This is a genomic window from Bythopirellula sp. (assembly GCF_041737835.1).
Taxonomy (GTDB): domain Bacteria; phylum Planctomycetota; class Planctomycetia; order Pirellulales; family Lacipirellulaceae; genus Bythopirellula.
Genome location: NZ_JBGSQY010000030.1, coordinates 41,355 through 63,424, shown reverse-complemented (window position 1 = coordinate 63,424; position 22,070 = coordinate 41,355). Strand labels below are relative to the sequence as shown.

Annotated in this window: 15 protein-coding genes; 6 read left to right on the top strand and 9 right to left on the bottom strand. The window is 55.8% G+C overall.

Annotation, left to right across the window (positions count from 1 at the left end; translation table 11 throughout):
- Positions 1 to 121: 121 nt before the first annotated feature.
- Both AC6T8Q_RS08835 and nadE read left to right on the top strand, forming a co-directional pair.
- On the top strand, positions 122 to 1,351 hold the full coding sequence (locus AC6T8Q_RS08835; RefSeq protein WP_500678727.1) for a CinA family nicotinamide mononucleotide deamidase-related protein: 1,230 nt from the start codon (positions 122 to 124) through the stop codon (positions 1,349 to 1,351).
- A gap of 31 nt (positions 1,352 to 1,382) precedes the next feature.
- On the top strand, positions 1,383 to 3,368 hold the full coding sequence (nadE, locus tag AC6T8Q_RS08830) for an NAD(+) synthase (protein ID WP_500678726.1): 1,986 nt from the start codon (positions 1,383 to 1,385) through the stop codon (positions 3,366 to 3,368).
- A 38-nt stretch (positions 3,369 to 3,406) separates the two neighbouring features.
- On the opposite strand, the gene rlmKL is transcribed toward nadE, so the two are convergent.
- The 5 genes from rlmKL to AC6T8Q_RS08805 form a co-directional block, all read right to left on the bottom strand.
- Entirely contained in the window at positions 3,407 to 5,581 is a 2,175-nt protein-coding gene (gene rlmKL / locus AC6T8Q_RS08825) for a bifunctional 23S rRNA (guanine(2069)-N(7))-methyltransferase RlmK/23S rRNA (guanine(2445)-N(2))-methyltransferase RlmL (RefSeq protein WP_500678725.1), read from the bottom strand.
- Between the two features lie 32 nt (positions 5,582 to 5,613).
- The gene (locus AC6T8Q_RS08820; protein ID WP_500678724.1) at positions 5,614 to 6,129 is read right to left on the bottom strand and encodes a TraR/DksA C4-type zinc finger protein; all 516 of its coding nucleotides are present in this window, start codon (positions 6,127 to 6,129) and stop codon (positions 5,614 to 5,616) included.
- Entirely contained in the window at positions 6,129 to 10,346 is a 4,218-nt protein-coding gene (locus tag AC6T8Q_RS08815) for a beta strand repeat-containing protein (protein ID WP_500678723.1), read from the bottom strand. The genes AC6T8Q_RS08820 and AC6T8Q_RS08815 overlap by 1 nt, the downstream gene beginning before the upstream one ends.
- A 344-nt stretch (positions 10,347 to 10,690) precedes the next feature.
- Positions 10,691 to 11,497, bottom strand: coding sequence for a peptidylprolyl isomerase (locus AC6T8Q_RS08810; RefSeq protein ID WP_500678722.1), 807 nt, complete (start codon positions 11,495 to 11,497; stop codon positions 10,691 to 10,693).
- Between the two features lie 188 nt (positions 11,498 to 11,685).
- Positions 11,686 to 12,540 carry a formyltetrahydrofolate deformylase gene (locus AC6T8Q_RS08805; protein ID WP_500678721.1) on the bottom strand — a complete coding sequence of 285 codons (855 nt, stop codon included), beginning with the start codon at positions 12,538 to 12,540 and terminating at the stop codon, positions 11,686 to 11,688.
- Between the two features lie 187 nt (positions 12,541 to 12,727).
- Here AC6T8Q_RS08805 and AC6T8Q_RS08800 point away from each other — a divergent pair, with 187 nt between their 5' ends.
- Positions 12,728 to 14,209 carry a DUF8689 domain-containing protein gene (locus AC6T8Q_RS08800; RefSeq protein ID WP_500678720.1) on the top strand — a complete coding sequence of 494 codons (1,482 nt, stop codon included), beginning with the start codon at positions 12,728 to 12,730 and terminating at the stop codon, positions 14,207 to 14,209.
- 109 nt (positions 14,210 to 14,318) lie between these two features.
- Here the strand turns inward: AC6T8Q_RS08800 and AC6T8Q_RS08795 are convergent, their stop codons facing one another.
- Both AC6T8Q_RS08795 and AC6T8Q_RS08790 read right to left on the bottom strand, forming a co-directional pair.
- On the bottom strand, positions 14,319 to 15,347 hold the full coding sequence (locus AC6T8Q_RS08795; RefSeq protein ID WP_500678719.1) for a hypothetical protein: 1,029 nt from the start codon (positions 15,345 to 15,347) through the stop codon (positions 14,319 to 14,321).
- A 447-nt stretch (positions 15,348 to 15,794) separates the two neighbouring features.
- Positions 15,795 to 16,073, bottom strand: a complete 279-nt coding sequence (locus AC6T8Q_RS08790) for a DNA-directed RNA polymerase subunit alpha C-terminal domain-containing protein (protein WP_500678718.1) — start codon at positions 16,071 to 16,073, stop codon at positions 15,795 to 15,797.
- 250 nt (positions 16,074 to 16,323) lie between these two features.
- On the opposite strand from AC6T8Q_RS08790, the gene AC6T8Q_RS08785 reads away from it, so the two are divergent.
- Complete coding sequence (locus AC6T8Q_RS08785; protein ID WP_500678717.1) at positions 16,324 to 18,657, top strand: ATP-dependent helicase; 2,334 nt, start codon at positions 16,324 to 16,326, stop codon at positions 18,655 to 18,657.
- 137 nt (positions 18,658 to 18,794) lie between these two features.
- Positions 18,795 to 20,042, top strand: a complete 1,248-nt coding sequence (locus tag AC6T8Q_RS08780) for a Gfo/Idh/MocA family protein (RefSeq protein ID WP_500678716.1) — start codon at positions 18,795 to 18,797, stop codon at positions 20,040 to 20,042.
- A 56-nt stretch (positions 20,043 to 20,098) separates the two neighbouring features.
- Here the strand turns inward: AC6T8Q_RS08780 and dcd are convergent, their stop codons facing one another.
- Positions 20,099 to 20,674 (bottom strand): dCTP deaminase, encoded by a 576-nt coding sequence (dcd, locus tag AC6T8Q_RS08775; RefSeq protein ID WP_496918967.1) that lies wholly within the window; start codon positions 20,672 to 20,674, stop codon positions 20,099 to 20,101.
- 36 nt (positions 20,675 to 20,710) lie between these two features.
- A complete protein-coding gene (nth, locus tag AC6T8Q_RS08770) occupies positions 20,711 to 21,463 on the bottom strand; it encodes an endonuclease III (protein WP_500678715.1) in 753 nt (250 codons plus the stop codon).
- 181 nt (positions 21,464 to 21,644) lie between these two features.
- On the opposite strand from nth, the gene AC6T8Q_RS08765 reads away from it, so the two are divergent.
- The gene (locus AC6T8Q_RS08765; protein ID WP_500678714.1) at positions 21,645 to 22,046 is read left to right on the top strand and encodes a DUF309 domain-containing protein; all 402 of its coding nucleotides are present in this window, start codon (positions 21,645 to 21,647) and stop codon (positions 22,044 to 22,046) included.
- Positions 22,047 to 22,070 lie beyond the last annotated feature (24 nt).

Sequence of the window (22,070 nt, the reverse complement as noted above, 5' to 3'; positions counted from 1 at the left end):
GAAAAGAATCAAAGAACACTTATAGCCGCTAATCTTCGCTAATCAATTTTTAGTGAGTATTAGCGGAGATTAGTGTTCTATAGCCTTCCCAATTCACGCCCGCCAAGCGAAACTTCTTTTTATGAGAGCAGAAGTTATCTCCATCGGCGATGAAATGACCACCGGGCAGCGGCTGGATACCAACAGCCAATGGCTTAGCCAGCGACTCACCGAGCTGGGCTTGGAGGTCGCCTTCCACACAACCGTGGGGGATGAGCTGGCCGACAATATTGCCGTGTTTCGAGCGGCATTCGAACGGGCCGATGTCGTTGTGACGACGGGAGGTTTAGGACCCACGGCGGATGACCTCACACGCGATGCGATAGCCGCGGCCACGGGAACAAAGCTGTGGCGCGATGCGTCGTCGCTGGCCCACATCGAACGGCTGTTTCAAGCTCGTGGACGCGAGATGCCCGCGCGGAACGTCGTGCAAGCTGATTTTCCGGAAGGGGCCGTCCCCATTCCCAATGCACATGGTACCGCCCCCGGGATTGAAATGATCGTCGCCCGTGAAGAGCGACCCCCCTGCATCGTGTTCGCGCTTCCCGGCGTGCCGGTTGAGATGACCGAGATGTGGCACTCAACCGTGGCTCCGCGGATCAACCAACTCCAACCAGATCATGGTGTGATTCGCCATCGTCGCATCAAGTGCTTCGGCACTGGAGAAAGTCAGCTGGAAGCGATGTTGCCTGACCTCATTCGCCGAGGCCGCGAACCGAAGGTGGGGATCACCGTGAGCGATGCCACGATCACATTGCGGATCACGGCTACGGGCATTGATGAATCCACCTGCCTTTGCGCAATTGAACCGATCGAGAGCGTGATTCGCCAGTCACTCGGAAACCTCATTTTCGGTGAGGAGGAGGATGAGCTCGAACACGTCGTCATGCGTTTGTTGATGGAGCGCGGACAAACGCTGGCGATGGCGGAATGGGCGACGGCGGGAATGTTAACTCGATTACTTACCGACCTTGATCCTGCAGCCAAGATTTTCCTGCGTGGTGCCGTGATTGAAAATCTCGCTCAACTTAACTCGCTTTGTGAGATCCCGGAGAACACGGAGCCTGATGACGTCGCGGTTGCCGTCGCAATGGCTGAGGCGATTCGGCTCAATGCGCGTGCCGACTGGGGACTTGCGGTTGCTGCTTATCCTGCGGATCCTTTCGCCGCGGATGCCCATATCTGCATCGCCATCGCGGGTGCCGACGGCACACGCAAGCTCTGCTTTGGCTGTGCGAGCCACCCGGCGATATTGCAAACGCGCACCGCCAAGCAAGCGCTCAATGCCTTGCGGCTAGAATTGTCGAAGTGACTTCGTCGATGGGCTCGTCTATACTTTCGACATGAAAGTCCGCCTCGCAGCCGCTGCACTCAATCAAACGCCCCTTGCTTGGGAACATAATCGCGCGAATATTGTCGCCGCGATTCATGCGGCCCGTGACGGCGGGGCGAGTCTGGTTTGTCTGCCTGAATTGTGCATCAGCGGCTATGGGTGTGAGGATGCATTTTTCTCGCGTGGTGTTCAAGAAACGTCGCTCGAGATGCTCGGCGAGATTTTGCCTGCCACTCAGGGAATCGCGATTGCGCTGGGCTTGCCGCTGGTCGTGGATGGCCAGATTTATAATGCGTGTGCCTTTGGCTGTGACGGCCGCTTGATGGGTTTTGTTCTTAAGCAATGGCTGGCGGGCGATGGCATCCACTACGAGCCGAGGTGGTTCAAACCTTGGCCAGCGGGGAAGGTAAGCGAAGTTGAGTGCTTAGGAGAAAAGTTTCCCGCGGGCGATCTGATTTTTTCTTGTGACGGCATCAAAATCGGCATGGAAATTTGCCGTGATGCTTGGATGATCGAACGCACCGGCAAGCAACTTTGCGCACGGGGCGTCGATATCATCTTGAATCCCAGCGGCAGCCATTTTGCTTTTGCCAAGCAAGACATTCGTCGCGACATTGTGCTTCGCGGCAGCCGAGATTTTGGCACGAGCTACGTCTACACGAATTTGCTCGGCAACGAAGCAGGCAACGTGCTCTACGATGGCGGTACGTTGATCGCCACCCAAGGTGAGTTTGTGGCGATAGGGCCGCGATTTTCGTTTCAAGATTTCGTGGTGACTCATGCGGATGTCGACATAGAGACGACCCGTGCCAACCGAGTGGCCAATTCTTTCAAAGACACCGGTGGGATCACTCTCGATTGCGGCTTTAAGCTGCCGGCTCCGAGTATTCCTTGCCCGCCCGTGCCGCAAAGCGATTGGGATGGCTCGCCCCCGCCGAAAGAAGAAGAATTTCCACGGGCCGTAACGTTATGTTTGTTCGATTACCTGCGCAAGAGTAGGGCAGGGGGCTTTGTTATTTCGTTAAGCGGTGGGGCCGATTCGGCCACCGTAGCGACGATGGTGTGGCTGATGGTGAAGCTGGGGCTGGCGGAACTGGGACATGCCGAGTTTTGTAAGAGGCTTTCGCATTTGCCAGGCATGGTCAAAACAAAAACGGCCGAAGACATCGTCGGCCAAATCCTGAGTTGCGTCTATCAATCGACGCGCAACAGCGGCGACGTGACGTACAACGCCGCTCGCTCTGTGGCTGAGGCGATCGGCGCGAAGTTCTTGCAGTGGAACATTGACTCGCTCGTGGATGGCTATGTCGAAACGGTTTCCGAGGCCGTCGGGCGCGAGATCACGTGGCAAAACGATGATACGGCTTTACAAAACATCCAAGCCCGCACGCGTGCGCCGGGGGCTTGGTTGCTGGCTAATCTCACCGGGGCTTTATTGCTGACAACTAGCAATCGCAGTGAAGCGGCGGTGGGTTATGCCACGATGGATGGCGATACGGCCGGCGGATTGGCTCCGATAGGTGGCATCGACAAAGCTTACTTGCTGGAGTGGCTTCAATGGATGGAAGCAGATGGCCCAGCCGGAGTGGGGCCGTTGCCGGTGCTGTCAGTGATCAATTCCCAAGCACCCACGGCGGAACTGCGGCCCAAATCGGAAGGCCAAACCGATGAGGGCGATTTGATGCCCTACCGCGTGCTTGATGTGATTGAACGAGCAGCGATTCGCGACAAGCTCATGCCAATAGAAGTATTTCACGTCGTATGTAAGAGGTTTCCCGACTACAACACCGCGCAATTGGGTGCGTGGGTCGAGAAGTTTTTCATCCTTTTCTGCCGCAATCAATGGAAGCGCGAACGGTATGCCCCGTCGTTTCATCTCGACGATGAAAATCTCGATCCGAAGAGTTGGTGCCGGTTCCCGATTCTGTCGGGAGGATTTGAGCGTGAGCTCGCGGAGTTGCGTGCTGTGTTAGCCGGCAGTGTCCCACTGCCGTGAATGGGAGTTCGCGAAAAACGGCACTGGGAAAGTGCCGGCTAACCTTTCAAGATGCGCCAACAACGATGAATGCGCTTGTTGCGAAAGTCTTCGGGGACCGTTTGTTTGCTGATTTCGCGAATCGTGACTCCCGTGAACGCGCTCTCGTCGAACTTGAACCGCCGCGAATTCGTGGAGAAGAAAATCACGCCGCTGGGCGTCATGTGTTCCAGCAATCGGCTCAGCAGTGGTAAATAATCGCGCTGCACGTCCCAGTCAAACTCCAGTCGCTTACTGTTAGAAAATGTGGGGGGATCGACCACGGCCAGATCAAAGAGGTCGTGCTTCTTCAAATTGCTGACGAAATCCAACGAGTCGTCGCGGATGAACTCGTGCTGTGGACCGGCTAAGCCGTTGATGCGCAAGTTTTCGTGAGCCCAGTCGAGGTAGTTGGCCGAGAGATCGACCGTCGTTGTTTTTGCGGCACCCCCCGCAGCGGCATAGGCAGTGAAAGAACCGGTGTAGGCAAACAGATTGAGAAATCGTTTGCCGCTAGCGACTTCACGGACCATGCCGCGCGTGATGCGGTGATCGAGAAACAAACCGGTATCCAGGTAATCCGACAGATTCACAATAAACTTCAGGCCAGCTTCTTGGACGGTTTGCACAACATGTTCATCGCTGAAGCGTTCGTATTGAGATTCGCCTCGTTGTCGTTCACGAAGTTTCAAGAAAACCAAATCAGGCGAAACATCGAGCGCCGCGGCAGCGGTGCGCACCATCAAGTCGAGCCAATCGGCGTGCTCGGCGGCGGTCCGCTCGTGTGGGCGCTCGAACTCGGCGATGTGCAGGGCATCTTCATAGCGATCCACCACTAACGGCACTTCGGGGATGTCGCGCTCATAAAGCCGATAGCAAGTGATCCCCCGGGCTGGCCAACGCCGGAGATGCCGCGCGAGCTTTTTGAGCCGATTTGCAAACTCCTCGGCCTGGCGAGTTGCTTCTTCACGCAACCCACCAAAGGCCTTCTTCAGTTCCTCTCTCCGGTATCCAGAGGGCTGTGTTGGGGAAGTCTCATTTGATACTTCAGGTTGGCTGCTTGATTCCCGTGGCCGTCGCGGCCCGAAGAATTGATAATACGTACACTCAATCCGAGCGTTATATAGCTTCCGGCGACGATCCGCTTCTTGCCCCACGAGTTGTTCAAAGTTCTCGTGAGCCGACAAAACGAAATGCGACCAAGTTTTCAAACGCCGCAAAATTTCTGGGAAAGTTCTGTACAACTCGGCAACTTCGTGTTCGTCACCGATTCGTAAGCCGTAGGGCGGATTCATGATTGTGCAGCCGTACTGCCGCTTCGTCGTGAGGTCGGCGAACGCGCGTTGTTGGAAATGCACTTCTTCGGCCACGCCAGCTTGTTCCGCGTGATAGCGCGCTAAACTGAGCGATTCTGCATCGATGTCGGTGCCAATCGGCCGTTCTTCAAACCCGGGCAGGACAAGATCCGCTGCTTCCTGGCGGGCTTGTTTCCAAGCGACGTGCGAAAACTGTGGCCAATGTTCGGCGGCGAACTCGCGATTTCGTCCCGGCGCGATATTGCGCCCAATCATGGCCGCTTCGATGATGATCGTTCCCGTGCCGCAGAACGGATCGATTAACGGCACATCGCGTTTCCAAAAACTCAGTTGTACGAGTGCCGCGGCCAGTGTTTCGCGCAGTTGGGCGGGGCCGACGAGCGTTCGATAGCCGCGCCTGTGCAGACCGTCGCCAGAAGTATCCACGGAAATCGTGGCTTCGTTGTCGAGGAGTGCGACTTCAATGGGGACCGCCGCCCCCGTTTCAGGAAGTTCCACCGCGCCCATTTTGCTGAGCAAGCGTTTCACAATCGCCTTTTTGACCGTACGTTGCACGGCGGGGACGCTGGTGAGTTGTGATTTGTGCGAACGACCTCGGACGGGAATCGCGGCTTCACGCACGATCCAATCTTCCCAAGGTAGCTCCGCGACCGTGTCGAAGAGCGCATCAAAATCCGGGGCAGAAAACTTGGCGATTTGGACCATGACCCGGTCCGCCGAGCGCAGCCACAGATTCGCGCGGCAGATTGCCGCTTCATTGCCGGAGAATTCAATCCGGCCCGGTCGCGCGACACGGCCTTCGTAGCCAAGATTTTTAAGTTCGCGCACGACGACGGCTTCCAGGCCGAACGCAGCAGTCGCAACAAGCTGAAATGTCATCCGTCCATAATGACAGCCAGCCGTACGAACGGCTAGAGCCGGCAAGAGGGCTGGCCGGTGCAGAATCGCTTATAGCGTGTGATGCCACCGCCGCGGCTCACCCGCAATTCGACGAGCGCTCCGCATTTGGGGCAATATTCCGGAGTGATAGGCTCAGCTCCCCGGTCAGACAGATCCTGACATTTCGCACAGCGCTTGGCGCTGGGAAATACATCCAAACGGTCGGGCGAAATCGGCTCGCGGCAAACCTGGCAGATAATCGCTTGCTGCCAATCGCCAAGGCTTTCCGACTCCGCCAGGATGTCGGAGCTATTTATTTCCAGCGAGCCGCCATCACCGTGTGCGATGATGGCTAAGCACGGCTGGCGACAAGCGTCACACGTGAGCCGATGAGCGTTTGTTTTGAGCAATTCGCTCACCATCTCGATAGGCGGATGGGGAGCACGTCGGAATAAGCCTAGCGCTCGCAACCGCCTGACAATTACTTCCTCGCCGCCGATGGTCCGCCATCCACATTGGGTGCAAACAAGCGTCGACGAGAACATCATTAGTTAGGCTGTTTGATTGGAGGTGAAATGTTTGTGAAATCAGCTGCCGGGCTTCCACCCACGCTACCCGTGTTGTTGGTGGCAGGAGCTGTAATCGTACCAGGTACGTCCACAACCGAGAATGTGCCAGCAGTTTCCTGGAGGAAGAAATCCTCGGCCCCACCCGTGGCTGTGTTGCCGCGGAGGTCGAGGTTGATTCTACCCGAGCCGTTGTTCAGATTCATGAAGAATCCCGTGCCTGCACCATTAGCATTAGTAAAGGTATTGGCATCAAACGGCGGATCGTTATTCTGTTTGCCAATTGTAGCGTTGAGAGTTCGCGATGCAGTCACCACAAAGCTAGCCGTGGCGTCTGCCGCACTGTTGTTGTTAAGCACGTTTTGATCATCCATCAGGAATTGGACGTCACCCGAGCCGGAATCAATCGTGGCCGCGACAGCACTTGCATTGACGGTTTCAATAGTATTTCCAAGCAAGGAGATGTTGACTTCGCCAGTTGACCCGTTGGTATCGAACAAGAAGCCTTCGGCACCCGCAGCGGTGGTATTAATGGCACTGTTCTGCAAAGTGAAGTGCAGATTTCCGCTGCCACTATCCGTTAGAGCAATGCCGTTGTTACCAGTGCTTGTCAAACCGTTGATTGAGATGATCGTGTTAACGCCGGCCGTGTGATCGATGTCGAAGGCCAAACCCGTACCGGCATTAACTTCGAGGTCATTGAAGACTGCATTGGTAGCTCCATCGAGAACAATGGCATCACCCGCGGTCACAATGGTACCGCCGGCACCAGGCGTTCCCGTGGCCGTCGCTGGCCCAACCCGGAATTGACCCCCGGTCGTATCCGTAAGAGTGATGGCATTCGAGGCACCGTTGGTCACGTTGACTTGGTTGAGGCTGAATCCTCCAGCACCAATAGTCATATCTTCCATATCCACGGCTACGCCAGTATTAGTTTCAACCGAGCGAGTTCCCGTTCCCGAGGTCGCAATGGTGCCGCCGTTGGTCGCGACGATGCCGTTGCCACTAAGCGTGGCTACCAGCGTCAAATTCTGATTGAACGTGGTCGTGGTGTCATCGCTGTTGTTGTTAATCACAACGACATCACCCGTGCCGGTGGTTGTAGCAGTTAGGTTTTGGAAAGAATTGGCACCACCTTCATTGTCTTGAATTGTAATGGCGTCTCCATTGGTCGTGGTTACCTGAAGATCGGTAAACGTGTTGACGGAATTATCACCGTTGGGATCGGTCGCGGTTCCAATGACCAATCCATTTCCATCAGCCGTGCGTATTTCGACATCCGTGCTTGAAACTGTAGCCTGATCAGATGCTGTGCCAACTTGGTTGACTATGCTGATACCAGATCCGGTCGTCGCAGAATTGTCGATCAGCAAACCAGTTAGAGCCACACTGTCGACATTGTCGATTTCCACGGCAAAGTCCGTTGTCACGAGGGTGCCGCCGTCTCCAGCGGTATCACCATTGCCAATGGTGACCAGTCCACCTTCGACATCGGTGAGGGTTGCCGCATTGGCAGCACCATCGACGTTAAGTTCATCAAACGTTGCTCCACCAGCCGCAATCGTAATGTCATTCATCTCGATACCCGTGCCGGTAGCGGTTGTTACCGCTGTGTCACCCGTGGCTGCGACACCAACCGTGCCGCCGTTGGAAGCGATAAAGCCTTGGCCAGTGCCAGTGGAGGTGACCGTCAAATCTTGGTTAAAGTTAATGGTTGCGCCTTCGTTGTTATCTACCACGACAGCCGTGCCGTTGACGCTTTCGGCAACGAGATTGTTGAACGTGATCGTGCCACCTTCATTGCCGTTGACGTTAACTGCACTGGCGTTGCCGATTGTCTGTGAATTAAGTCCATTGAATGTGGCCGTGCCTCCGTCCTGGCCGGTCACGACCAAACCAGCACCCGTGGCAGGGGCAGCCGAATTGTCGATCGTGACGTTATTCACGACCAGGTTATCAACATTGTTGACGAAGAACGCAGGATCGTCGTCGTTGCCGTTGGAAACGAGCGTGCCGCCGTCGCCTGGGTCTTCACCCGAGCCGATACGGAGTTGGCCTGTGCCGTCCAGGTTTTGCAGTGTAATCGCGTTGGCATCGGGGTTATCAGCTGAAATTACGACACCCGTTGCATCGACCGTATCGAAGTTGGCACCCCCGGTACCGATAGCCATGCCTTGGAGGTTCAGCACGCGGCCCGTGGTTGTGGCAATCGAGTTGGTTCCCTCAGCACTGGTGACGATCAAAGTTCCATCGCCGGTGGCTGTGAAGCCTGCACCAGCTTGAGTTGTGATATCAATGTTGGCAAACTGATAAGTCATATCGTCATCGCTACCGTTGATGACAACGCCGTCACCGTCCGTCGTATCGATTTCTAGCAGTTCGTTAAACCGAATGGTTGCGCCAGTGTCTGCCGAATTGTTGAGAATCTGCAATGCGTCGTTTGCACCTGTGGCCAACGTAATTTCATCCGTAAACGTGATGTTGGCATCGACGTTGTCCTCGATCAGGATGCCCGTGCCACCTGTGGAGGTGATCGTGCCACCGTAGGCGATCGTGCCACCCGTGCGGTCACGAATTTCCAGAGCACGACCAGCATCATTGTTGATGATGGCGTTGATGTTCATGCCATCCTCACCGCCTTGGATAAACATCGATGTGCCGTCGGCACCGTCGATGGTAACGGTGTTATCGATGACGGTCGTGCCCGTAATGTCAATTAAAGAGATACCTATACCCGTCGGATCGTTAATATCGAGGTTGGCCAATTGCGGGGCGTTAACCGCATTTCCAAAAATCGTCGTATCACCGCCGTTCATGCGGAAGTTATTGACGTTGTTGTTGTCAGCCAATTCCAGGAAATCGACGCCCGCAGCAATGTTGATCGTGGGTGAATCGAGATCCTGAGCACCTGGGGATGTTTCAGGCAAGAAGACAGTGCCGCGTTCCACGGTGTCGACGGTGTGGAGTACAACATCGCCGTCTTGGTTCTTGCCTTCACCCCAGAATTTAACGTTGTCCAAGAGAGTGAACGTATCTGTGGCTGCCAACGTTGACCCACCATGCACATAGACATAGGGTGGCCGTCCTTCGTCGAACGGAGTTTGCTGAGCGGCTTCTGCTTCGGCTAGGTTGTTGAACGGATTTTCAATCGAGCCATCACCACCCGCAGCCGCATCACTGTTGATGTGGATGAAGTAGAACTTCTCGTCGTTATCCGCATCGGTCAGGGCTTCGCCAGCACCTTGCTCGCGAGACGAGGCGGTAGTTGCTATGAAGTCGTTACGCCAAACGGGCTCGCGGAAGCGATCGACAATCGAACCCACGGGGGCATTGCCTGTGTGGGTTCGGCCCACGAACCAGGTTAGGCCGATCATGACATTGGTGTGATAGATGTCGTCGTCGGTAACTTGCAGCGTGACTGCCAAGTCGGGAACAGCGTACCCGCGCACGCCGAGGCGATAGCCCGTGTCGTCCGCGTCGCCGCCACCTAAGTGATAAACACCGGCGATACCCCAAGCGTCGAGATTGCCGATTCGCTTAGCGAATTCAGCATCGATGACGGAATAGGCCGTACTGGTGGTGATGATTTCCCGCCCGGCAAACAGCTCATGATTCTGGAAGATAATTTCGTCGAAGCTGATTTGCTCGGCGTCACTTTCTTTGGTTCGCTCGAGTGGAAAATAGCCGTTGAGCCGCAAGTCGTAGGATTCGCCGAGCGATTCCAATCCGAAGCTGAGCTGATTAAAGAAATTGTCGCCGTCGGTATTTTGACCGTCAGACCAGAAACTGGCACCCAGGATGCGTTCAGCATCGAATCCGCGGTCCAGATTCACGAGCTCGCGATAACCCAGACCGGCGTTGTAGCCGCCGCCAAAGTCGTCGCTCATCGTGCCTTGGCCGTCGAGGAACCAAGCGGCTCCGTCGAGATTGAAGACCTTCATCGCACCCAGGCTGGCGACGCCGCGGTCAGTGCCGTAGCCTTCGCTGTGATAACCAAAACGGAGTGGAGTGCCGAGTTCGCGACTAAAGTAAGTTCCCGAGCTGGTGTAGCTCGCTTCGGCGATGGCACCTTCCGTGGCAATCGTGCCATCGGACATGGGTACCTGTGCGCCCACCGGTATGGCCAATCCCGCGATTGCCCAGAATCCGACGACGCCGATGAGCCATTGACTCGGCAAGAGGCAAGTGAAAGCCCTCATGCGATGCATCTCCTGTCACGTATCTCGGGAGGTTCCGTTTTCAACCTGGGCACAACGACAGCGCGAAGTCCTTGCGATAGCGCGCGACTGCGCATCTCGCGGACCCTCAGCGCGAACGTGCCTAAGCAACGGTCACCCATCGAGACAATAAACTTGCGTAGATAAGTTGGTAGAAGAGGTGTGTGCCTCGGACGATTCGAGGCGGCGGGATCGTAGGAAGAGTTCACCGCTACAGCAAGGGCAGTTTTCCTGCCCTAAGAAAAAATTCTCGGCGAGATTCGCGCATGAAAAATCCCGGGGCCAAAGTGCTCCGGGATCGTGTTAAGTCGAAATGTCAGTGAAACTTAGCGGCGACGTTTCAGGACTGACAGCATCGCCATCGTTCCGGCGAGAAGGAACGAAGATGGCTCGGGAATAGTTGTCGACAACGGGCTGCTGCCACTTAGACCACTCAAATTGGCTGGAGAAAAGTTCGACAAGTCGGCATTGGCCAAGGCGGATTGGATCTCAGCGTCGGTCGCGTCAAGCACGAATGCACGCTCGATGAACACCAACTTGTTGTTTTCCAAAATGGGGATATTAATCGCCGCAAGATTGTTGCCGCTGGAATCCAGATTGGCCTGTGGCAGAGACATAATCAGGTTGACCGTCTCCATGTTGTCGATCACAGCAAAGGGGACGAAGTCGGAATCATCGAGAAAGTCGTTCGTGTCGTTGAGATTCACGAAGAAGCTGCTCGTTCCGGTGTTGGGACTGTTGCTCAACGCCAAGGAAACGGTGGCGCGAGTATTGGAAAGATTGCCAAGGTCGAAATCGACTGCGCCATCATTGTCTTCATCGACAATGACTGGATCGAAGGCAGGCACCGAAGGAAAGGCGTTGAAGCTGGTTGGCAACGTCAAGAACGGGGCTTGAAAGCCCCCCATCTGCAGCACGAAGTTCGTCGCAGCCCGATTGATGACCGTGTGGTCATAGCGCCCTGCCAGGGTGTAGGCCAACATGTTGTCCACATGGCCCTGCAGGAAGGGATTGCCTGTCGGGTTAAGGTCCATGTCAAACGTGCCGACGTTTGTGTCGAAGCGAATCGTTTGGGCCGAGAGGCTACCAACGCACAAGCAGAAGGCAGCGAGAGCGCAGAAAATACGTGACATCTTGGGGTGCACCACGGGGTAGGAAGAGAGTCTCTGTTCAGTTCCGATACATCCACCCTATACAGGGGTTTCGGAACGGTCAAGAAAATCGAGGGCAACCCTAGCCCAAGGTGCGAGCCGGGAGGCTGGATTTCGCGGTCCACCGGCTTGCGCCGGCGGCTATTTCGTATAACCCGAAAAAATGGACCTCATTTGACTGCGACAATCTTATTGAAGTGCAGCCGCACTTCGCCATCGACCACCCGGCGGACCCCCTCGACGAGGCATTGGGGCTCGTTTTCAGCCTGTCCTTTGCGGACAATTTCCTCGATGGGAGTGCCGGGGGGGACGCTGAAGGTCGACTGGTTAATAATTTGGTTTCCTGCGTCGAGTTCTGGAACGATGAAGTGGCAGGTCGCCCCGTAGGTGAGCATTCGCACGGCAAAGGCGTCGTGATAAGGTCGCATGCCTTTGAAGCTGGGGAGGAGGCCGTGGTGCAGGTTAATGATCCGCCCCCCCGCGTATTTCCAGACGCTCGCCGGCGGCAGAATTCGCATGTAACGGGCGAGCACGATGTAATCGATCTGGTACTCGTCGCAGATATCGATAAATCGCTCGTCATCAGCTCGACCGTTGGTATCGCCGATGGTTACCCACGGTATGCCAAATTCTTCGGCCAGCCCACGGCACGCTTGGCGGTTGCTGATCATCACGGCAGCTTCAGCGGCGATGTGTCCGCTTTGCATGGCTTCTAACACAGCACGGGGCGTTTCCGTGCGGTAGGTGGCACAAACGGCCAGTCTCGGCTTACGGCCCTGGATGTCTGGCGTCCACGTGCGGATTGAAAGCCCCGTGCGCTTGCTGATTTCTTGCGCCGAGGTTCGCAGATCGCCAGCCCGGAGAGGATCCATCTCAACTCGGGTCAGCATCGAGAAGACAGATTCCTCGTCGTGGTCAAACATCTGAATCTCGGCGATGTTGGCCCCGAGTTCCGTTACACAATGCACAATCGGATCGGCCAACCCGCGATGATCAGGACCAACAGCTGTGATGATGAATTGCATGGATGCCAGCCTAATAGAAACGTCGTTGTCTGTCAGCAGCGGCGCGTGTCACCCACAGAGCCGCCACAACCGTTACATTCCAACCGCCCGGAGATTTGCCGTGCTCCGAAAATAAACCTAATCTTGGATGGCCTGCCGCCGCTATGCGCTTCCCCTCCCGCCGCGATTCCCACCGTATTTTTCCGCCATGAGCATCCCAATCGACGATCTCATCATTGACGATACTCTTGCGCCAGCAATGTCGGTCGGCAACGATCTCGATTCGCTGCTCGCTCGGATCAATCGCCTGGCGAGCGGAGAAGAAGACGCGCAGTCTTTGGCGGCCATTCCGCCAAAAAATACTGTCATCGCGGCACCACGGCCGATGGCCAGTGGGGGTGACGATACGGCTGAGGCCTCTAAACAGCGCAATCAGTGGATGCCCACCGAACCCAAGACGCTGGCCGAGGCTGGCATCACGGAGGGGCAACTCGAACATCTCGCCTTGAAATGCTTGGGCGCCTGCGGCGATATGTCGGGCCATGAATTGGCCGAACAGCATGCCATGCCTTTCCGTTTGATGGAGCCGATCCTGGCCGCGTTGAAACAAGCCCAGCTTGTTGGGTTTCGCGGTTCGGCCCCGATGAACGACTATGTCTATCAGCTCACCGACATGGGCCGCGAACGAGCTAAGAAGTTGGCTGAATATTGCAGCTACTTTGGCGCCGCGCCCGTGCCGCTGGAAGCTTATGTCCGGAGCGTCTCGGAGCAAACGCTGACCAAAGTTCACCCCACTAAGGCGGACTTGGAACGCGCGTTTGCCGATTTGCTTGTGAATCAAAACATGTTGCGACGCTTGGGACCGGCGGTGAACTCCGGCCGCGGTTTGTTCTTGTTCGGTTATCCGGGTAACGGTAAGACAAGCATCGCCGAGCGGGTCACGAAGGCCTTTGGCGACACCGTGTGGGTTCCCCGTGCGATCGGTGTCGATGGCGAGATCATGCGGGTGTTCGATCCGGCGTTGCATGAAGAAATGCCGCTGGAGATGCCCGCCGGTCCGCTGCACGCACTGGCAATCGACAAGCGTTGGGTCCGGATTCGTCGCCCGACGATCATCGCGGGTGGCGAACTGACGATGGATTCGCTGGAAGTGATGCCCGGCTCGGGGAACAACGTCAGCGAAGCTCCGTTGCAGGTGAAGAGCAACTGCGGCACGCTGGTGATCGACGACTTCGGCCGGCAGCGGATGACCACCGACGAATTGCTCAACCGCTGGATCGTGCCGCTGGAAAAGCGATACGACTTCCTGCGTCTGGTGAACGGCAAGAAGATTCAAGTGCCGTTCGACCAACTGATCATCTTTTCGACCAACTTGGAACCCAAGGACCTGGTCGACGACGCCTTCCTGCGGCGTATTCCTTACAAGATCGAAGTTCCCAATCCGAGCGAAGAAGAATTTCGCAAGCTGTTTGAGATCATGGCTCCGATCGTCGGTGTGGAATACCATGCCGATGCGGTCGACTATGTGATCGACAATCATTACAAGCCGATCGAGCGGCCGTTCCGTTGCTGCCAACCGCGCGACTTGTTGCTTCAGATTCGAAACTATTGCAACTACCTCGACACGACCCCCACGATGTGCCGCGAGTACTTCGACTACGCCGTCGAAAACTACTTTGCCATCATGTGATCGATTCGGATTCACTTGCCTCTCAAATAAATAAACCGGCGGCAAAAATTGCCGCCGGTTCTGTTGTTGGTTTGTAACGTAAGTTTGATTGACCGTATGTCTAGGTGACTCAGTTGGCCGGAACCGAATGCCACCCTTGGGCATCGATCTCGGCTTGAGTTGCACTGGTGGTAGTTGTGCTCACATTGTCGGCGTTGACTGGTTCGCGATACACGGCGTTCCAGACGTTGACACTGGGGGCACGATTCACCGGCTTGGCCGTTTCTTGGGCGGTCCGATCGCCCGGGATGAACAACGCAGGTGGTTCCAGGTAGGTGCTCGATTCGCTTGGCTTTACGGCGGCTGGGCCGGGGTCAGGCGTCTGTGTGCTGTTTTCCTGGGTCGAAGTCGAATTTTGCTGAGGATAGTTGGAACGCAGCGGCGCGGCTTCTTGGGGAGTCAAAGCGGGCTGTGGGGTTTGATTGCCGCTCATGGGAGCTTGTTGTTGCACTGCACCTTGGTCGGCATAAGTGATCGAGCTGCCTTGAGCACAACCAGCACAAGGGGCAGGAGCCGCCGAGGCAAAAGTCGCTTGTTCAACAACGGTCGAACCGGCACACGAGGAACAAGGGGCAGCCGCGTCACATGCAGAGCAAGCCGAGCATGGAGCAGGGGCGGCACAGGTCGAACAACCCGAGTCGACGAACGAAGTCGCTACGACGGGTGATTGCACGACAACCGGACGCATCAACACTTGGCGTTGGCCGAGGGGTGCAAAGGCGGTCACAGTGGGAGCCATGAACGTGGTGGTCGCCATCGGCGCGAAGTTCACGGTTTGTGGAACGAATGTGGTGGTTACCGGCATGGCGGCGGTCACGGGCACAGCCGTTGACCAAGTTGGCGCATAAGCCGCGGTCACGGTGGTCGGAGCGGCAAAGCCCCAACGGCGCATCCGCCAATTGTCAATCGCGCGACCGGGATACCAGCCGCGGACCGGTTCAAACGTCACCGTCGAGACGGGTGCCGCTACTACTGGAGAAAATGCGACAACCTGTTGCGGTTGAGCGCAGGTACTGCATTGAGCCTGAGCCGTCGATGCACTCAACAGCGCGAACGCACTCACGGCGACAACTGAAGCAATTAGCGAATAGCGTTTCATGTTGGTCTTCTCACAATCCAAAAGGTTCCCGAGGCTCAGGCTTACTGCCGCCTCCAGGCATACTGTATTAGACTCGCGGTCCGTCCGTTGGCAATGATTTTTTCTGGCCACGCCTCAATTTGGCGAGGAATTCAACTTGGGGAGACCTTGCGACCTGGGGGAGATCGGCCGGAAGAGTAGTCTTTGAACTAGGCAAAACTGCTGTCATTGGCGGTGAAACGCCACGGGACCAGCAATGCTGCCAGCACATCGAGTTAGTTAACTCTAGGACACGCCTGGGGAGCGCGCGGCGGCAAATTTGGCTTGATGCCGAGATGCAACATCGCGCTGACAAAACGCAACCTACGAACCGCGCAGTCAGTTCAGGCCTTCTACGCAAACGCGGCGTGAGGCGTTCAATAATAAAGAAGCGCCGCGACTCGTCGCGACCAGAGTAACGACAGCAGCTTAGCGCGGTTGGTTGTTCCGGCCAGTCGGCTGTGGGCGATAGAAGCCAATGCGTTCGAGTGCTTTGTACACTTCTTCGAGAGTCTTTTCCCCGAAGTTGGAAATGCTCAGCAAGTCTTCGCGGGTGCAATGAAGCAAGTCGTCGACTGTGAAGATGCCTTTCTCTTCCAGGCAGTTGGTCGTGCGAACAGCTAAGCCGATTTCGGCGGTGCTCATTTCCAGACGATCCTTCAATCCTTGATTGGCCAATTCTGCGTGGTTCAGCGGTACACGTGTCATCGCGGGTTCCCTCCCTGAATGTGAAAATCCTGAGTGTCGAATTGTGTTGTCTTGAAAAGTGCTGGCGACTCTCCGCCGCACTGGTCGGGAGTATAGCAAACTTTGCCCAATTGCCAGAAGTATTTTTCCCTGTCTGTGGAAATTTCTTAGCTCGCCTAACTGGTGCTGTCATTGGCGCATGAGGCCCAAGGCGCGTAGGATGTAGTGAATAGGAGTACACTTCTGCTAGCAGTAATTCTTTCCCAAGGGAATGGACACCGTGGATCCGCTCTTCCATTCGCTCAACGAATCTCAATGTCAGGCCGTGCGCCACGTCGATGGTCCGATGCAGGTGTTGGCTGGTCCCGGCAGCGGTAAGACGCGGGTCGTGACCCACCGGATTGCCCATTTGCTGCGTGAAGGGATCCCCGCCTCGCAGATTCTGGCGCTGACGTTCACCAACAAAGCCGCCCAGGAAATGAAATCGCGGGTCGAGCAATTGGCCCCCGGTGAGAACGTCTGGGTTAGCACGTTTCACCGTTTTGGTGCGCGGCTGCTCAGGCAGTACGCCGAATTTGTCGGTTTGACGCCGAACTTCACGATCTACGACACATCCGATGCCAAGCAAACCTTGGCTCGCGTGATCGATGCCGCCGAGATCAACACGCTGCATTACACGCCCGAACGGATTGCCCATGCGATCAGCGGCGCGAAGAACAAGCTGATCACGGCCGACAAGTTCGAACCCCGTCCGGGTAGCCCGTTGAGTCAGGTCGTGGCCGAAGTCTATCCGCTTTATCAGAAGCGATTGCTGGCATCCTCGGCCGTTGATTTCGATGACCTGCTGCTGCACGTCGCGCATTTGCTGTATCAGAACTCGGAAATTCGGGCCGCGCTGGATGAGCGGTTCCGATATTTGCTGGTCGATGAGTATCAAGACACCAACCACGTGCAGTACGTGATGCTGCGGGCGTTGTCGGTCGATTATCCGAACCTCGCGGTGACTGGTGACCCCGACCAGTCGATCTATGGCTGGCGCGGGGCTGATATCAACAACATTCTGCAATTTGAAAATGACTTTCCCCAAGTGAAGGTCGTTCGGTTGGAGCAGAACTATCGCAGCACGAAGAAAATTCTGCGAATTGCCGACAATCTCATCCGCCACAATTTGCGGCGAAAGCAAAAGGCATTGTTCACCGACAATGAAGAAGGGGCTTCGGTGCGGCTCGTCGAGTATGCGAGCCAAGATGATGAAGCCCAAAACATCGCCGCGCGGATTGCCGAGTCGATCAAGAGCGGCACTCGTCGGGCGAGCGACTTTGCGATTCTGTATCGCGTAAATGCCTTGTCCCGTGCGATCGAACGGAAACTCCGCGAGGCGGGCGTGCCGTATCAAATGGTGCGTGGGCAGGAGTTCTATCAACGTAAAGAAATTAAGGATGTGTTGGCCTACTGCCAATTGGTGAACAATCCGCAAGACGATCAGGCCGTCATGCGGACGATCAACACGCCGGCACGGGGCATTGGCCGCAAGACCGTCGATTTGCTCAACGAATATGCCTACACACACGGCATCCCGCTGTTGGAAGCGGCTCGCGATGCGGCCCAAGTGGAAGGACTTGCGGCCCGCTCGGCCAAGAAGGTGTTGGAATATGTCGCGCTGATCGATCACCTTTGTCAGTTGGGGGATCGCGACGTCGAAGAAATTTTGGGCACGGTGCTCGACGAATCGGGATATCGTGATCACCTCTCCGGCAGCGACGACGAGGAAGACCTCAACCGGTTGGCCAACATCGAAGAATTGCTGACCGACGCCCGGCAGTTTGATGAGCACAACCCGGGCGGCGGGCAGTTGGAAATCTATTTGGAAAACGCTTGGCTGGTGAACGAAACCGACGATTGGGAAACCGAGAGTGACAAAGTCACGATGATGACACTGCACGCGGCAAAGGGATTGGAGTTCCCCGTCATCTTTCTGGTTGCGGTCGAGCATGGCTTGCTGCCGCATGAGCGGAGCACCAATGACGAAGCGCAGATGGAAGAGGAGCGGCGGTTGGCCTTTGTGGGGATCACGCGAGCCAAAGACGAATTGCAGTTGAGCTATGCGGTGGAGCGTGACTTCCGTGGCCAACGACGGTACACCGTGCCAAGTTCGTTCCTGATGGAAATCCCGCGTGAGGAGATGGAGCTTGTCCATTCCACCTCGGAGATGCATTCGTGGGACGATGAATCGTGGCTGCATGACGAGACCGACGCGGCGGGCGAAGACTTCACAGAGGACGAATTCGGAGAAGATCCGGATACATCGTTTGACTTCGGTGCTGCGGCCCAGCCCGAGAAAAAGGAAAAGCCCAGCTGGCAAGTCGTCGCCGCGCAAGTGACAACCGCCGCGGCGTTGGCTGGCGAAGTCGAACCCGCAGAATCGCGGGTTCCTCCCGATGTGTTTGCGCAAGGGATGACCGTCGTACATCCCGAGCATGGCGTGGGGAAGATCGTTGCACTCTCCGGGGCGGGGAAGAATCGCCGCGCGACGGTGCGCTTCGTGACGGCGGGTGAGAAGCGTTATATTTTGGCGCACAGCCCGCTGCGACCCGCGGGGAAGTAATAGCAACTGCGCTTTATGACGCTCAAGTTGCGCGAAAAAGAATGCGCAGTCTCTGTAAAACTGCTAGAACTTATAGTGCGGTATCATATCCGTGATAACCCACCTCTTCTTCTCCCAACGCGACAAAGGGTAAGTTCATGCCTGACATGAATCGACGTGGTTTCTTGCAATCGTCGGCGACTACAGTTGCGACCTTTGCAGCCTCAAGAAGTTTTGCCGCAACAGCCAACGAGCCCTTGCACTTTGCCCTGATCGGAGCGGGTGCAAAGGGACGGCATTGTGCAAATGATATGTTGCGAATTCCGGACACTAAGCTCACTTGTATCTGTGACATCAATCCAGAATCTGTATCCGAGGCCAAGAAACTTGGCCCCGACGCCCGAATCTATGAAGATTGGAGCGAACTACTGGCTTCGGAAAGCGATTTGCAAGCGGTTATCATCGCGCTACCCGAAGATACACATGCCTCCGCCGCGATCGCCGCGATGGAAGCGGGGCGGGATGTGTTTTGTGAAAAGCCTATGGCTTACAGTATTGATGAAGCGCGGCAGATGAATGCGGTTCGTGAACGGACGGGGCAAGTTTTGCAAATCGGTCAGCAGCGTCGCAGCAATCCGCTGTATTATCTTGCCGAGCAGCTAGTACAGAAGGAAGGCATTATTGGCGAAGTGATTCGCGTGGATGCTTTTTGGGATCGCTGGGAGGACTGGAAGCGTCCGCTTCCAAATATCGAAAAAGATTTCAGTCGTTGGGGATTTCCGTCCCTCGATCATCTCATCAACTGGCGTTTATATCGCAAGTATGGTCATGGTTTGATGACCGAGAATGGTACACATCAAATGGATGCTTGCAGTTGGGTGCTAGGCGGGAAGTTGCCAAAGAAAGTTTGTGGGATCGGTGTGGCACGTTATTCCGATCAGCGTGAAACCTATGACGCGGTAACAGCCGACTATTTGTTTGATGGAGATATTTTAGTGCGATTCTCGCAGGATTTTCACCAAGGGCTCAACTACGGTTGGAGCTACGGTGAGTTGTTCCTGGGAAATGAGGGGGCCTTGCGGATCACGGCGGAACAAGAATTGATTCACTACGACCGTCAGCGGAAGGCCACGAAGATTTCGGTGGCCAAACTGGGCGATTTTGATTTGGCGGGGCTTTTGTGTCCCGTCACCGAAATGGTGCAAGCAGAACAGTCTTCTGGAGGTGGTTTGCGAGATTATTCTTACGCGCTTGAGTTTCGTTCGTTTGTCAATGCGATCATCAATCGCACGACGCCGTCTTGCCCGGGCGAGGTGGGCTTGAGATCAATTGCAATGACTGTCACGGGTGCCGAGGCCCAGTACTCAGGAGAGTATCGTGAGTTTGATCCTGCGATGTTTGTTTAGTCCGCTATCAGAAGAACTCTCCCAAGAGCGATTATTGTCACTGAAAATCTTGATTTTTACCCGTGCGAACGTTCCAGCCCGAAGTTGAGCGGTAGCTGGGGGTCGTTTTCGCGGTCGGGGTCGAGTTCTTCGAAGAGTAGGCTGGGTTGGATGTCGCGGTTGTGTTGGTACTTCGAGCAGTACTCTTCGACCGAGCCGGTGATCTCGTGATAGATGATCTGGCAGATTTCGGTGCCTGCGTAGATTCTCACGGGTTGGACGGCAAACATTTCCAAAGTCCAACAACCGGCGAAGCCGACGTCGCCGAAGCCAGCCGTCACGTGGACGAACAGTCCCAGCCGACCGATGGACGAGCGGCCTTCGATCTGCGGCACGAGGTTGCGTGTGCGCGTAAACTCGACGGTGCGCCCCAAATAGAGTTGGTTGGGGCTGAGGATGATCCCTTCCTTAGGGATCGAGATCCGCCTGACGCGATTGGCCTTGGCCATGTCGAGGACGACTTCCTCGTAAACCATCAACTCATCATGCAGCGTGAGATTGTAGCTGTTGGGATTGACCCGCGCGGGGTTGAAGGGGTCGATCTCGATGTCGTCGCCGAGACGGGCGAGAATTTCTGGGCCGGTGAGGATCATTGCGAGGCTAGAGGTTGGAGGTCAGTGGTCAGGGAATCATGACTTAACAACAACGCCGATTTTTGGGCAAATCTTTTGCAGCGTGCAATTCGGGCAATCAGGTTTTCTGGCTTGGCAGGTCTTGCGGCCGTGGAGGATCATGCGGTGCGAGAAGCCGATCCATTCGTCCTGCGGCACGAGTTGCATCAGGTCTTGCTCGACCTTCACCGCATCGGTGTTTGTGGTCAGCCCCATGCGTAAGCTTAACCGGCCCACGTGGGTGTCGACCACCACTCCGGTAGGAATTCCATACGCCGTGCCAAGAACGACGTTGGCCGTCTTGCGACCGACACCGGCGAGTTGAACGAGGGCGTCGAGATCCTTGGGAACCTTGCCTTTGTATTTGTCGACCAGCTCGGCGCTGCAGGCTTTGATGTTCTTGGCCTTGTTGCGATAGAAGCCTGTGCTTTTGACCGCCTGTTCGATCTCGGGGAGTGGCGCGGCGGCGAAATCGGCGGGTTGCTTATATTTTTTGAACAGGTCTTTGCAGACGATGTTGACCCGCTCGTCGGTGCATTGAGCCGAAAGAATCGTCGCGATCAGCAATTGAAAGGGCGTTTGATGAACCAATGCGCAATCAGCGTCGGGGAAATCCTTTTTGAGCTGCGCGATGATCTTCGCGGTGTGCTTCTTGAGTTCCGGCGAAGGGACCGACGGTTTTTTGACGGCGGACTTTTTCGGCGCGGCTTTTTTGGTGGGCGATGCTTTTGTTAAAGCTGTTTTTGCCGGAGAAGTGCGTTTCGAGGGCATGACGGGCAGAGGTAGGAGTGTCCGGCGGCGTGAATCTGCTGGTCATTGTGGCGAGGGCGGCAAACGTGTCAAGGACCGAGGTGTTTGTGGCAGTGGTTGGCCCCGCGGGAACCAGCTGACTATAATCCCTGTGGCATTGATTTACCAAATCGGATTGAGAACACAGTTGGGCTCCAAATTCATGGGCACTGAAGCTGAGCCTTATGATCCGCTCTACTTGGCGGGGATTGAGCATTTTAACGTCTGCGACTTTTTTGAAGCGCACGAGACGTGGGAAGAACTGTGGACCGAGTATCGTGGCCCGGCCCGCAAATTTTATCAGGGCTTGATTCAAGTGGCCGTCGCCCTGCATCATTTTGGCAACGGCAACATTCGCGGCGCCAAGAAGGTGTATCATTCGAGTCTCGGTTATTTGACTGAGTATTTGCCTTTGTACGAAGGACTCGATTTGGCGGCGTTTCTCGCACAGTACGAACAGTGCTTTGCCGAAGTGCTGGTGAACGAGGAAGAGTTCCCGCGGATTGAGATTGTGCCCGATTTGATTCCTGAGATTCATTTGCAGCCCGCCTCGAGCGACGTTTGAACAAGAGATGGGGAGTTAAGACAA

Bases quoted from the DNA above. Each gene is read 5' to 3' on its own strand.
- dcd (WP_496918967.1), bottom strand. From the start codon at position 20,674: ATGATCCTCACCGGCCCAGAAATTCTCGCCCGTCTCGGCGACGACATC.
- AC6T8Q_RS08810 (WP_500678722.1), bottom strand. From the start codon at position 11,497: ATGTCACGTATTTTCTGCGCTCTCGCTGCCTTCTGCTTGTGCGTTGGT.
- AC6T8Q_RS08795 (WP_500678719.1), bottom strand. From the start codon at position 15,347: ATGAAACGCTATTCGCTAATTGCTTCAGTTGTCGCCGTGAGTGCGTTC.
- rlmKL (WP_500678725.1), bottom strand. From the start codon at position 5,581: ATGACATTTCAGCTTGTTGCGACTGCTGCGTTCGGCCTGGAAGCCGTC.
- AC6T8Q_RS08780 (WP_500678716.1), top strand. From the start codon at position 18,795: ATGCCTGACATGAATCGACGTGGTTTCTTGCAATCGTCGGCGACTACA.
- AC6T8Q_RS08765 (WP_500678714.1), top strand. From the start codon at position 21,645: ATGGGCACTGAAGCTGAGCCTTATGATCCGCTCTACTTGGCGGGGATT.
- AC6T8Q_RS08835 (WP_500678727.1), top strand. From the start codon at position 122: ATGAGAGCAGAAGTTATCTCCATCGGCGATGAAATGACCACCGGGCAG.
- AC6T8Q_RS08805 (WP_500678721.1), bottom strand. From the start codon at position 12,540: ATGCAATTCATCATCACAGCTGTTGGTCCTGATCATCGCGGGTTGGCC.
- nadE (WP_500678726.1), top strand. From the start codon at position 1,383: ATGAAAGTCCGCCTCGCAGCCGCTGCACTCAATCAAACGCCCCTTGCT.
- AC6T8Q_RS08815 (WP_500678723.1), bottom strand. From the start codon at position 10,346: ATGAGGGCTTTCACTTGCCTCTTGCCGAGTCAATGGCTCATCGGCGTC.
- nth (WP_500678715.1), bottom strand. From the start codon at position 21,463: ATGCCCTCGAAACGCACTTCTCCGGCAAAAACAGCTTTAACAAAAGCA.
- AC6T8Q_RS08800 (WP_500678720.1), top strand. From the start codon at position 12,728: ATGAGCATCCCAATCGACGATCTCATCATTGACGATACTCTTGCGCCA.
- AC6T8Q_RS08820 (WP_500678724.1), bottom strand. From the start codon at position 6,129: ATGATGTTCTCGTCGACGCTTGTTTGCACCCAATGTGGATGGCGGACC.
- AC6T8Q_RS08790 (WP_500678718.1), bottom strand. From the start codon at position 16,073: ATGACACGTGTACCGCTGAACCACGCAGAATTGGCCAATCAAGGATTG.
- AC6T8Q_RS08785 (WP_500678717.1), top strand. From the start codon at position 16,324: ATGGACACCGTGGATCCGCTCTTCCATTCGCTCAACGAATCTCAATGT.